At 70.3% G+C, this 12,024-nt stretch carries 10 protein-coding genes, 1 rRNA gene, 1 pseudogene and 1 riboswitch; of the genes and pseudogenes, 11 read left to right on the plus strand and 1 reads right to left on the minus strand.

All coding sequences use genetic code 11. The annotated features are described in order from the left end of the window. The 11 genes and pseudogenes from rrf to AB0E62_RS37940 all read left to right on the plus strand — a co-directional run. A 5S ribosomal RNA gene (gene rrf / locus AB0E62_RS37890) occupies window positions 1-95 on the plus strand; the annotation flags it as partial. A gap of 107 nt (window positions 96-202) precedes the next feature. Continuing rightward, entirely contained in the window at window positions 203-811 is a 609-nt protein-coding gene (locus tag AB0E62_RS37895) for a CDP-alcohol phosphatidyltransferase family protein (protein ID WP_344351237.1), read from the plus strand. A gap of 114 nt (window positions 812-925) precedes the next feature. Next, a complete protein-coding gene (locus AB0E62_RS37900; RefSeq protein WP_362204977.1) occupies window positions 926-3,421 on the plus strand; it encodes a mannose-1-phosphate guanyltransferase in 2,496 nt (831 codons plus the stop codon). Between the two features lie 233 nt (window positions 3,422-3,654). After that, window positions 3,655-4,503, plus strand: a complete 849-nt coding sequence (locus AB0E62_RS37905) for a DUF881 domain-containing protein (protein ID WP_362205035.1) — start codon at window positions 3,655-3,657, stop codon at window positions 4,501-4,503. Further along, entirely contained in the window at window positions 4,500-4,832 is a 333-nt protein-coding gene (locus tag AB0E62_RS37910) for a small basic family protein (RefSeq protein ID WP_003988855.1), read from the plus strand. Before AB0E62_RS37905 ends, AB0E62_RS37910 begins: the two co-directional genes overlap by 4 nt. 5 nt (window positions 4,833-4,837) lie before the next feature. Continuing rightward, window positions 4,838-5,728, plus strand: coding sequence for a DUF881 domain-containing protein (locus AB0E62_RS37915; protein WP_362204980.1), 891 nt, complete (start codon window positions 4,838-4,840; stop codon window positions 5,726-5,728). A 190-nt stretch (window positions 5,729-5,918) separates the two neighbouring features. Beyond that, entirely contained in the window at window positions 5,919-6,749 is an 831-nt protein-coding gene (locus tag AB0E62_RS37920; RefSeq protein WP_362204983.1) for an FHA domain-containing protein, read from the plus strand. A 43-nt stretch (window positions 6,750-6,792) separates the two neighbouring features. Further along, on the plus strand, window positions 6,793-7,530 hold the full coding sequence (locus AB0E62_RS37925) for a MerR family transcriptional regulator (RefSeq protein ID WP_362204986.1): 738 nt from the start codon (window positions 6,793-6,795) through the stop codon (window positions 7,528-7,530). An 85-nt stretch (window positions 7,531-7,615) separates the two neighbouring features. Beyond that, window positions 7,616-8,089, plus strand: a complete 474-nt coding sequence (locus tag AB0E62_RS37930) for a bifunctional nuclease family protein (RefSeq protein WP_026253112.1) — start codon at window positions 7,616-7,618, stop codon at window positions 8,087-8,089. A 271-nt stretch (window positions 8,090-8,360) separates the two neighbouring features. Continuing rightward, window positions 8,361-9,044 (plus strand): MerR family transcriptional regulator, encoded by a 684-nt coding sequence (locus AB0E62_RS37935; protein WP_362204989.1) that lies wholly within the window; start codon window positions 8,361-8,363, stop codon window positions 9,042-9,044. Window positions 9,045-9,100: 56 nt separating this feature from the next. Further along, window positions 9,101-10,518 (plus strand): annotated as a pseudogene (locus AB0E62_RS37940) (DNA polymerase IV); the annotation flags it as partial. 819 nt (window positions 10,519-11,337) lie between these two features. Here the strand turns inward: AB0E62_RS37940 and AB0E62_RS37945 are convergent. Beyond that, complete coding sequence (locus tag AB0E62_RS37945; RefSeq protein ID WP_362204992.1) at window positions 11,338-11,709, minus strand: PRC-barrel domain-containing protein; 372 nt, start codon at window positions 11,707-11,709, stop codon at window positions 11,338-11,340. A 120-nt stretch (window positions 11,710-11,829) separates the two neighbouring features. Continuing rightward, a riboswitch (glycine riboswitch) is annotated at window positions 11,830-11,924 on the plus strand. Window positions 11,925-12,024 lie beyond the last annotated feature (100 nt).

Consider the following 12,024-nt stretch of genomic DNA (forward strand, 5'->3'; position numbering starts at 1 on the left):
AAACGCCCGGTTACATTCCGAACCCGGAAGCTAAGCCTCACAGCGCCGATGGTACTGCAGGGGGGACCCTGTGGGAGAGTAGGACGCCGCCGAACTCCTTTTGTAGCTCCGGCTCCTGGGTACTGCCCGGGAGCCGGAGCTTTTTTGCGTTGAGGTAAAGTCAGTGAGCATCATTGGCTCGTTTCGCACAGGAGGCCCCCGGGTGGAGGTCCAGGAGACCCGTGTCCAGACAGACCGGGTCCTCACCATCCCCAACATCCTCAGCATGGCGCGGCTCGTCGGCGTACCCCTGTTCCTGTGGCTGATCCTCAGGCCGGAGTTCGGCGGCCCCAAGAGCGATGGCTGGGCCCTCCTCGTGCTGGCGTTCAGCGGGGTCAGCGACTACCTCGACGGCAAACTCGCCCGGCGCTGGAATCAGATCAGCAGCCTCGGCCGGCTCCTCGACCCCGCCGCCGACCGCCTCTACGTGCTTTCCACGCTCCTGGGGCTCACCTGGCGGGAGATCCTGCCGCTCTGGCTGACCGCCTTGTTGCTGGCGCGTGAACTGGTTCTGCTGGTCATGGTGGGCATCCTTCGCCGGCACGGGTATCCGCCGCCCCAGGTGAACTTCCTCGGGAAGGCCGCCACGTTCAACTTGATGTACGCCTTCCCGCTCCTGCTCCTCAGTGACGGAAGTGGTTGGATCTCGTCACTCGCCGCTATTTTCGGATGGGCTTTCGCCGGATGGGGTACAACCCTCTATTGGTGGGCAGGAGTGCTCTACGTGGTACAGGTCCGCCGATTGGTTCGAGCGGACACCATGGCCGATTGAGCTCGGCGATTGTCCGGACACAACGCCTCGATGGCCCGCGGTGTAAAAGTGCGGGACAATCTGGACGGGTGAAGTCGGCTAGACCGTCGTCTCTTGGAGGAGGACGCTTCCGACATGAAGGCCGTCGTGATGGCCGGGGGCGAAGGCACACGCCTGCGCCCCATGACCTCTAGCATGCCCAAGCCGCTCCTGCCCGTGGCGAATCGCCCGATCATGGAGCATGTGCTACGGCTGCTCAAAAGGCACGGGCTCACCGAGACCGTCGTCACCGTGCAGTTCCTGGCCTCGCTCGTCAAGAACTATTTCGGCGACGGCGAAGAGCTCGGCATGGAGCTCACCTATGCCAACGAGGAGAAGCCACTCGGTACCGCCGGAAGCGTCAAGAACGCCGAGGAGGCGTTGAAGGACGATGCCTTCCTTGTCATCTCCGGCGATGCCCTGACCGACTTCGACCTCACCGAGCTGATCAACTTCCACAAGGAGAAGGGCGCGCTCGTCACGGTCTGCCTGACCCGCGTGCCCAATCCGCTGGAGTTCGGCATCACCATCGTCGACGAGGAAGGCAAGGTCGAACGCTTCCTGGAGAAGCCGACCTGGGGACAGGTCTTCTCCGACACCGTCAACACGGGCATCTACGTCATGGAGCCCGAAGTCTTCAACTACGTCGAGCCCGACGTGCCCGTCGACTGGTCCGGGGATGTCTTCCCGCAGCTGATGAAGGAAGGCAAGCCGATCTACGGCTATGTCGCCGAGGGCTACTGGGAAGACGTCGGCACCCACGAGAGCTACGTCAAGGCCCAGGCGGACGTCCTCGAAGGCAAGGTCGACGTCGACATCGACGGCTTCGAGATCTCGCCCGGCGTGTGGGTGGCCGAGGGTGCCGAGGTGCACCCGGACGCCGTACTGCGCGGACCGCTGTACATCGGCGACTACGCGAAGGTCGAGGCCGGCGCGGAGATCCGCGAGCACACCGTCGTCGGCTCCAACGTCGTCGTCAAGAGCGGGGCCTTCCTGCACAAGGCCGTCGTGCACGACAACGTCTACGTCGGGCAGCACAGCAACCTGCGCGGCTGTGTCGTCGGCAAGAACACCGACATCATGCGCGCCGCCAGAATCGAGGACGGGGCGGTCATCGGTGACGAGTGCCTGATCGGCGAGGAGTCGATCGTCCAGGGCAACGTCCGGGTGTACCCCTTCAAGACCATCGAGGCGGGCGCCTTCGTCAACACTTCGGTGATCTGGGAGTCACGCGGTCAGGCGCATCTGTTCGGCGCCCGTGGCGTCTCCGGCATCCTGAACGTGGAGATCACACCGGAACTGGCGGTACGACTCGCCGGCGCCTACGCGACGACCCTGAAGAAGGGCGCCACGGTCACCACGGCCCGCGACCACTCCCGCGGTGCCCGGGCGCTCAAGCGTGCGGTGATCTCGGCGCTCCAGGCCAGCGCCATCGACGTACGCGACCTGGAGAACGTACCGCTGCCCGTGGCCCGGCAGCAGACCGCGCGGGGCAGCGCCGGCGGCATCATGATCCGGACCTCGCCCGGTGTCCCGGACTCCGTGGACATCATGTTCTTCGACGGCCAGGGCGGGGATCTCTCGCAGGGAGGTCAGCGCAAGCTCGACCGGGTGTTCGCGCGCCAGGAGTACCGGCGGGCGTTCCCGGGCGAGATCGGCGACCTGCACTTCCCGGCGAGCGTCTTCGACTCGTACACCGGATCGCTGCTGCGCAACGTCGACACGACCGGGATAGCCGAGTCGGGCCTCAAGGTCGTCGTGGACGCCTCCAACGGCAGCGCCGGCCTCGTGCTGCCCAGCCTGCTCGGCAAGCTCGGCGTGGACTCGCTGACCATCAACCCCGGTCTGGACGAGTCCCGGCCCACCGAGACGGCCGACATGCGACGCAAGGGGCTGGTGCGGCTCGGCGAGATAGTGGCGTCCTCGGGTGCCGCGTTCGGTGTGCGGTTCGACCCCGTCGGCGAGCGGCTGTCGCTCGTGGACGAGAAGGGCCGGATCATCGAGGACGACCGGGCGCTGCTGGTGATGCTCGACCTGGTGGCCGCCGAGCGGCGCAGCGGGCGGGTGGCACTGCCGGTCACCACCACCCGGATCGCCGAGCAGGTGGCCGCCTACCACGGCACGCAGGTCGAGTGGACCACCACGTCGCCGGACGACCTCACGCGCGTCGGCCGCGAGGAGGGCACCATCTTCGGTGGTGACGGCAAGGGCGGATTCATCGTCCCCGAGTTCAGCGGTGTGTACGACGGCACGGCGGCCTTCGTCCGGCTCATCGGGCTGGTGGCGCGCACCCAGCTCACGCTGAGCCAGATCGACGCCCGTATCCCGCGTGCGCACGTCCACAAGCGGGACCTGGCGACGCCGTGGGCCGTCAAGGGGCTGGTGATGCGGCGCGTGGTCGAGGCCGCGGGAGACCGCTTCGTCGACACGACCGACGGCGTGCGGGTGGTGGAGACCGACGGGCGCTGGGTGATGGTGCTGCCAGACCCGGCCGAGGCGGTCACCCATCTGTGGGCGGAGGGCCCCGACGACGCCTCCGCTCAGGCCCTGCTGGACGAGTGGTCGGCCATCGTGGACAGCGCCGGCCGGTAACCGTGCCCAGGCCCGGGGCCGCCGGCACGGCGTCCCCGGGCAACGCGAACGGCGTGCGGCGGCGAAAGCCGCCGCACGCGCGCGTGCCGGACAAGTGTCCCCCAAGAGGGCCAGTCCGGCACGCCGGTGGGGCCGTTCGGAGGTACTGGCCGCGACATGCGACGATGTGCGGCATGCCGCAGCAACCCCCCGTTCGGAGCAGCCCCGCGCGGCCGCAGCGCCCGGACGCCTCCATGTCGTTGATCACCAACGTCATGGACCACAGCCTCGACGACGGATACGCCGAGGCCGCCGCCCGGCGGACGTCCGCGGGTGAGGGCGGGCTGCCGAAGACCCTGCGGGCCAAGCTGGTCCTGGCCGCCGGCCTGGTCCTCGCGGCACTGGTGGTGACCGTGGGAGCGGCCCAGGCGCGGGTGACGGCGCCCGTGGTGGCCAAGGAGCGCCAGGAACTGATCGACCGCGTCGACAGCGAGACCGCGGACGCGGACCGGCTGGAGAGCACCGTCGACACCCTGCGCGACGACGTCGAAGCGCGCCGGCGCGCGGCCCTGAGGTCGAGCGGCGGCAGCGCGGAGGCGGACCTGGTGGGCCTGTTGTCGGGCGCCACCGCGGTGCACGGCCCCGGCGTCAAGCTCGTCGTGAACGACGCCAAGGAGGCGAGCGGGGGCGGCGACGGCACCAACCCCCGCGAGACGTCGGGCTTCTCCGACACCGGCCGGGTCCGGGACCGGGACATGCAGCGTGTGGTCAACGGCCTGTGGGCGTCCGGGGCCGAGGCGGTCTCCATCAACGGGCAGCGGCTGACCGCCCTGTCCGCGATCAGGGCCGCGGGTGACGCGATACTGGTCGACAACAGACCGCTGGTGCCGCCGTACACGGTGCTGGCGGTGGGGGACGGGCAGAGGTTGAGCACCAGGTTCCAGGACAGCGCCGACGGCCTGTATCTGCACGCCCTGGAGGAGAACTACGGCATCCGCGCCACCATCTCGGCCGAGGACGATGTCCGGTTGCCCGCCGCCCCCAGTGTGATCGTACGAACAGCACAGCCGAAGTCCGAGAAAACCGGGAAGGGCACATCGTGATCGCCGTACTGGGCCTCGTCGTGGGAGTCGTGGCCGGCCTGTTGGTCCGGCCCGAGGTTCCGGCGGTCGTCGAGCCGTATCTGCCGATCGCCGTCGTCGCCGCGCTGGACGCCGTCTTCGGCGGTCTGCGAGCCATGCTGGACGGCATTTTCGACGACAAGGTCTTCGTGGTGTCGTTCCTGTCGAACGTGGTCGTCGCCGCGCTCATCGTCTTCCTGGGCGACAAGTTGGGCGTGGGCGCGCAGCTGTCCACGGGTGTCGTGGTCGTCCTGGGCATCCGCATCTTCTCCAACGCCGCGGCGATCCGACGGCACGTGTTCCGGGCGTGACATCCATGAGCGAGCAGAACGACCGCGAGGAACGAATCGTCCGCGAGGAGCGAGGCGTCCGCGACGACCGGGGCGAGCAGCCCGCCCACTACCTGCGCAGGGAGCTGCCGGCCGAGGTGCCGGTGCCCGTGCCCCCGCCCGGGCAGCCGGCCGGTCAGCGGCCCCGGCAGCCGCTGACCGGGCGGCAGCGGCTCGTCAAGGGCCTGTGGCCGCCGCGTTTCACCCGGGCGCAACTCATCGTTGCCGTACTGCTGTTCGGCCTCGGTTTCGGCCTGGCCGTGCAGGTGGCGTCCAACAGCGACACCGACAGCGCGCTGCGCGGCGCACGCCAGGAAGATCTTGTACGCATCCTGGATGAACTGGATTCGCGTACTCAGCGTCTTGAGGACGAGAAGCAGGGACTCGAAAAGCAGCGTCAGGAACTGCAGAGCAGCTCCGACCAGGCCGCGGAGGCACGCAGGCAGACCGCCGAGAAGGCGAGGCAACTCGGCATCCTGGCGGGCACCGTGGCGGCCCAGGGCCCCGGCATCACCATGACGATCGAGGACACGAAGGGGACGGTCAAGGCGGACATGCTGCTCGACGCGATCCAGGAGTTGCGCGCCGCCGGCGCGGAGGCGATCCAGGTCAACGGGGTCCGGGTGGTCGCCGGTACGTGGTTCGCCGACTCCGACCGGAGTGTCAGCGTCGACGGGAACAAGATCAACGCACCGTATCGTTTCAGGGTCATCGGCAAGCCGCAGGACCTCGAGCCGGCGCTGAACATCCCTGGAGGCGTGGTGCAGACTCTGAAGAAAGAGCAGGCCACAGTCACCGTGGAGCGATCGGACAAGATCGTCGTGGACGCCTTGCGGCGGGCGGAGCGGCCTGACTACGCTCGGTCGTCCTCCCAGTGAACCGGCGGCGCATGGGGGCTGTCGGCCAGGGGCAAGAGGTTGCGGGGGGTCGGCGCACCGAAGGGGTGGTGCGTGGTGGAAACTGTTTGGTGGATACGGACGTTGTGAGAATGTCCGGCTCGGCCGGTGTAGGCAATCAGGGTTCGTCCTGCCCCACGGGCGGGTCTGTTTCGGTCAAGGGGAATCGCCCGTGAAGTTGTTTGCGAAGTTGTTCGGCAAGAGCGCGCGAGAGGGCCGCGACAACGCGACCGCTCGTCATCGCGCACAGCCTGACGCGGAGGGCCAGCGCCCGCTGTTCCGGGACCAGGTCGCTGGTCCGGGCGGTGACATTCCGGGAGGTCAGGGCGCGGCGTCTGTTGACCCTGCCCAGTCCGGCGGCATAGGTTTCGGGCAACCGTCAACCTCAGGTACGGGTGGAGGGTTCGCCTCCGGCCCGTACGCGTCCAACGCCCCGGCGGGGCAGCCGCGGCAGGAGGATCCGTCGATGTCGGTCCTGGTGTGTACGAGGTGCGGTAACCGCAATCCGGAGAACGCCCGGTTCTGTTCCCACTGCGGTGCGCCGCTGCGTCCCGGGCTGACCCCCGAGCGGGCCTCCGAGACGACGTCCACGATCTCGATCTCCGGACTGGAGGCCTACGACTCCGAGGCGACCGGCCAGACGCCGCTGCCGATGCTCTCCCCGGAGGCGCAGGCCGCGGTGGACGCGCTGCCGCCTGGCTCGGCGCTGCTGGTCGTGCGCCGGGGGCCGAACTCGGGCAGCCGCTTCCTGCTGGACGGCGACCTGACCACGGCCGGCCGGCACCCGCAGAGCGACATCTTCCTGGACGACGTGACGGTCTCCCGGCGGCACGTGGAGTTCCGGCGCTCCCCCGACGGCTCCTTCACGGTGGCCGACGTGGGCAGCCTGAACGGCACGTACGTCAACCGCGAGCGCATCGACCAGGTCGCCCTGTCGAACGGTGACGAGGTGCAGATCGGCAAGTACCGGCTGGTGTTCTACGCGAGCCGGCAGGGCTACTGACCCGCCCCCGGACGGTGTCCGGGGGAACCCAGAGGGAAGGTCCATGCTTCAAACACCGAGCGGCGGTGCCGGAAGCGGTACCGCCGCCAGGGACAGTGGGCTGATGAGCATCGGCACGGTGCTGAACGTGCTGCGCGACGAGTTCCCCGAAGTCACCATCTCCAAGATCCGCTTCCTGGAGTCGGAGGGGCTCGTCGAGCCGCGGCGGACCCCGTCGGGGTACCGCAAGTTCAGCGCCGGGGACGTCGAGCGCCTCGGCCACATCCTGCGGATGCAGCGGGACCACTATCTGCCGCTCAAGGTGATCCGGGAGCACCTGGACGCCATGGAGCGGGGCGAGGCCGTCCCGCCGCCCGTGGTCGGGCGCCAGCGCAGCGCGCCGGACGGGCCGGTGTCCGTGGAGGAGCCCACGGTGGCCAGGGTGGGCAGGGCCGAGCTGCTGGCCGCGGCGGACATCGACGAGGGCGAGCTGAAGGAGTGGGAGTCCTACGGGCTCATCGCTCCCCTGGAGGACGGGGCGTACGACGCCGAGGCCGTCACCGTCGCCTCGCTGATCGCCGAGCTGGGCCGGTTCGGGATCGAGCCGCGCCACCTGCGGGTGATGAAGGCCGCCGCGGACCGTGAGGCGGGCCTGGTCGACCAGATCGTGGCCCCGCTCAAGCGCCACCGCAACCCGCAGACCAGGGCGCACGCCGAGGCCCGCACGAAGGAGCTGGCGGACCTCACGATGAAGCTGCACGCGGCCCTGGTGAAGACCGCCCTCGGGGTGCGGATCCCGTGAAAGAGAGGGCCCCCGGGCGTCCGGATCGGGCACCTGTTCCCGGCCCGACTACCCAAACGTCCCGGGCACGGCCTAGGGTTGCTGTGTGAACGAGCTCGATGTCGTAGGTGTCCGGGTCGAAATGCCCTCCAACCAACCGATCGTGCTCCTGCGCGAAGTGGGGGGCGACCGTTATCTCCCCATCTGGATCGGGCCGGGGGAGGCGACGGCGATCGCCTTCGCCCAGCAGGGCATGGCCCCCGCACGACCGCTGACCCACGACCTGTTCAAGGACGTGCTGGAGGCCGTCGGCCAGGAGCTGACCGAGGTGCGCATCACCGATCTGCGAGAAGGCGTCTTCTACGCGGAGCTGGTGTTCGCCAGTGGGGTCGAGGTCAGCGCCCGCCCCTCCGATGCCATAGCGCTGGCTCTGCGCACCGGCACGCCGATCTACGGCAGTGACACGGTGCTGGACGACGCGGGCATCGCCATTCCCGACGAGCAGGAGGACGAGGTGGAGAAGTTCCGGGAGTTCCTCGACCAGATCTCCCCCGAGGACTTCGGCACCAGCAGCCAGTGACCGGCCCGGCCGGCCCGCCGGACCGGGCCCGGAGCAGGGTTTCGCCCGGCGCCGTCGGCGGTTCCGCGCGGTCGGCGTCCTGGCAATTGCCTCCGGCAGGGGGAGCGTTCTCCGGTTCGCGGCGAGGGCATTCGGCTAGCCTTTCCCCGCGGTGGGACACGGGAAACCACTCCTAGGGTGATTATCACTCGGCGTGCCGAGTGTGGCGATCGTTGACGCACCCCTGGTGACTGCCTACCGTCGAGAAGGCAGGTCAAGGACGGAGGTCGGCGTGAGAACCAGCGGCGACGGTACGGTCGGGGGTGCCCCGGGACACGGTTTCGGGGAAAGCGGTCCGTACCCGCCCCCGAGTTCGCGGCTGCGCCCAAGCGGGGGATATGCCCATCCCGGCGGCGCGGTGGAGCACGCTCCGCAGCTGCCGACGGCGGTGCCGAACGGCGGAGGGGTGGCGTCCATGACGTCGGAGCAGATCGGTTACCGCGGGCCCACGGCCTGCGCTGCCGCCGGCATCACGTACCGGCAGCTGGACTACTGGGCCCGCACCGGTCTCGTCGAGCCCAGCGTGCGGCCGGCCTACGGGTCGGGCACCCAGCGGCTGTACAGCTTCCGGGACGTCGTCGTCCTGAAGATCGTGAAGCGCTTTCTGGACACCGGTGTGTCGCTGCAGAACATCCGCACGGCCGTGCAGCACCTCAGAGAACGCGGTTTCCGTGACCTGGAGCGGATGACCCTGATGAGCGACGGCGCCACCGTGTACGAGTGCTCCTCGCCGGACGAGGTCCACGCCCTGCTCCAGGGCGGTCAGGGCATCTTCGGGATCGCCGTCGGCGTGGTGTGGCGGGACGTGGAAAGCGCCCTCTCCCAGCTGCACGGCGAGCGCATCGACACCGGGGAGACCCTGGTCGGGCACAACCCCGCGGACGAGCTGGCGCGGCGGCGCAACCGGGCGGTCTGACCGGCCGGGGCACCGGCACCACCGCATTGTCAGTGCCGTGGTGCAGCATCGGAGATGTGAGAAACGCGCCCACGATCCTGCATCTCGACATGGATGCCTTCTTCGCCTCGGTGGAGCAGGCGTCCAAGCCGAGCCTGCGCGGGAAGGCGGTCGTCGTGGGCGGGCTCGGACCGCGCGGTGTGGTGGCCACCGCGTCGTACGAGGCGCGGGTGTTCGGGGTCCACTCGGCGATGCCCATGGCCCAGGCGCGCCGGCTGGCACCCAACGCCGCCTATCTGGTGCCGCGCTTCACGCTGTACCGGACGATCAGCGAGCAGGTGATGGCGCTGCTGCGGGAGCTGTCGCCGCTGGTGGAGCCGCTGAGCCTGGACGAGGCGTTCGTGGACCTCGAGGCCGGGGGAGCGGCCTGGGACGAGGAGTCGGCGCGCCGGGCCGGACAGAAGCTGCGGGCGGACATCCGCGCGGTCACCGGACTCACCGGTTCGGTGGGGCTCGCCGCCTCCAAGATGCTCGCGAAGATCGCCTCCGAGCAGGCCAAGCCGGACGGGCTGGTGCTGATCCAGCCGGGTACCGAGCGCGACCTGCTGGCGCCCATGCCGGTGCGGACGCTGCCGGGGGTCGGGCCGGCCACCGGGGACCATCTGCGCCGGGCCGGGATCACCACGGTGCAGGAGCTGGCGGAGGCGGGCGAGGACGAGCTGGTCCGGTTGCTCGGCAAGGCGCACGGGCAGGCCCTGTACGCGATGGCGCACGCCCGGGACGAGCGGCCGGTGGTGGCCGAGCGGGAGGCCAAGTCGGTGTCGGTGGAGGACACCTACGACGTGGACATCCACGACCGGCTGCGGGTCGGCCTGGAGGTGCAGCGGCTGGCCGACCGGTGCGTGCGGCGACTGCGCGGGGCCGGACTGTCCGGCCGGACCATCGTGCTCAAGGTACGGCGGTACGACTTCTCCACCCTGACCCGTTCCGAGACGCTCCGGGGGCCCACCGACGACCCCGTGGTCATCCGGGAGGCGGCGGCGCGCCTGCTGGACTCCGTGGACACGACCGGCGGGGTACGGCTGCTCGGGGTCGGGGTGTCCGGGCTCGCCGACTACACCCAGGAGGACCTGTTCGCGCAGGCCGTGCCGGTGGGGGTGGCGGAGGAGCCGGCGGAGGCAGCGGCCGGGGCCGAGCCCGAGGCGGAGCGGCCGGAAGCCGTGGAGCGGCACTGGCGGGCCGGCCAGGATGTGCGGCATGCCGAGTACGGGGCGGGCTGGGTGCAGGGAAGCGGGGTGGGGAGGGTGACGGTGCGGTTCGAGACGCCGCAGTCGGAGCCGGGGCGGGTGCGGACGTTCTTCGTCGACGATCCCGCGCTGTCGCCCGCCGATCCGTTGCCGCTGGTCGCGGACCCTCCCCACCTGCCCACCCGTCCCGGCCCGCCGGACGATGGCCGGCAGGGGGCGCCGCCCCGGGCCCCGGAGGAGTCCCCCGCCCTGGAGGGGCCCTCCGCGCCGGAGGAGTTCCCCGTCCCGGAGCGGGCCCACGTTCCGGAGCGGGCCCACGTTCCGGAGGGGGCCCACGGGCTGGAAGGGTCGCCGGTCCGGGAGGAGTCCCACGCCTTGGCGGGACCGGCGGTTCCGGAGGGGGCCCAGGGGCTGGAGGGGCCCTCCGTGCCGGAGGAGTCCCGTGCCCTGGAGGGGTCGCCGGTCGGGGAGGAGTCCCACGCCTTGGAGGAGCCGGCCGTTCCGGAGGGGGCCCAGGGGCTGGAGGGGCCCTCCGTGCCGGAGGAGTCCCGTGCCCTGGAGGGGTCGCCGGTCGGGGAGGAGTCCCACGCCCTGGAGGAGCCGGCCGTTCCGGAGGGGGCCCAGGGGCTGGAGGGGCCCTCCGTGCCGGAGGAGTCCCGTGCCCTGGAGGAGTCCCATGCCCTGGAGGAGCCGGCCGTTCCGGAGGGGGCCCAGGGGCTGGAGGGGCCCTCCGTGTCGGAGGAGTCCCGTGCCCTGGAGGAGCCGGCCGTTCCGGAGGGGGCCCAGGTCGCGGAAGAGGCCCGTGCCCGGGGTGGGGGGCCTGTGGCGGAGGCGGCCGACGCCCGGGACGCGGCCCGCATCCCCGAGGAGACCCTTGCTCGAGGAGCGGCTCCCGGGCCGGGGGCGGACCGCCTTCGGGAAGGGACCCGCGGTCCGGCACGGTGCCGTGCTCCGGAGGATGCCCGGAGCCGGGGACTGGAAGGTGCCCCGGGCCCGGAAGACGTCCTGGACCGGCAGGAGCACGCCTGGGAGCAGGAGGGAGAGTGTGAGCCGGAGGGAGGGCCCGGTCAGGTTTCCTCCGAGCCCGCCAGCCTGCCGAATTCGTGGTCCGGCACGGGGGGAGAGGAGGCCGCGTCGAGACCGTAGTGGTGGTAGAGCTGGAGTTCCTGCTCGGGGGAGAGATGGCGGCCCACGCCGAAGCCGGGGGCGCCCTTGATCAGGGCGCGGTCGAAGGGGACGTGCAGAGTGCCGTCGATCAGCTCGCTGGGTTCCAGCGGCACGAAGGCGTCCCGGGAGAACAGGCCCGTGCGTACGGCCGCCCACTCGGGCACGCCGGTCGCGTCGTCCAGGTACACCTCGTCGATCGTGCCGATCTTGGTGCCGTTGCGGTCGAACGCCTTGCGGCCGATCAGGCTGCGCGGATCGATGTCGGTCTGCACGGTCCCTCTTCCTCCACGTGGTCGCAACTCATCCGTAAGCACTACGAAAGAGCACATTCGAGGAGGCGGCCACTCGAAGGCTGCCCCATTGACCTCGCTGGTAGGCTGACAAGCGGCTGCTGACCCCGCGCGGGAGAGTCCTCCGACCACCTCGGAGGCGCCGAAGGAGCAACTCCTCCCCGGAATCTCTCAGGCTCACGTACCGCACGGACGAGGTCACTCTGGAAAGCAGGGCGGGTGTCGACGGCTCCCGCCCTCACCGACGGTGAAAGCCGGTGCCCGCGGGCGCCCGGTGAAGCTCTCAGGTGCAGATGA

Source organism: Streptomyces sp. NPDC038707 (assembly GCF_040636485.1).
Classification (GTDB): Bacteria; Actinomycetota; Actinomycetes; order Streptomycetales; family Streptomycetaceae; genus Streptomyces.

Bases quoted from the DNA above. Each gene is read 5' to 3' on its own strand.
- AB0E62_RS37900 (WP_362204977.1), top strand. From the start codon at position 926: ATGAAGGCCGTCGTGATGGCCGGGGGCGAAGGCACACGCCTGCGCCCC.
- AB0E62_RS37905 (WP_362205035.1), top strand. From the start codon at position 3,655: ATGTCGTTGATCACCAACGTCATGGACCACAGCCTCGACGACGGATAC.
- AB0E62_RS37915 (WP_362204980.1), top strand. From the start codon at position 4,838: ATGAGCGAGCAGAACGACCGCGAGGAACGAATCGTCCGCGAGGAGCGA.
- AB0E62_RS37925 (WP_362204986.1), top strand. From the start codon at position 6,793: ATGCTTCAAACACCGAGCGGCGGTGCCGGAAGCGGTACCGCCGCCAGG.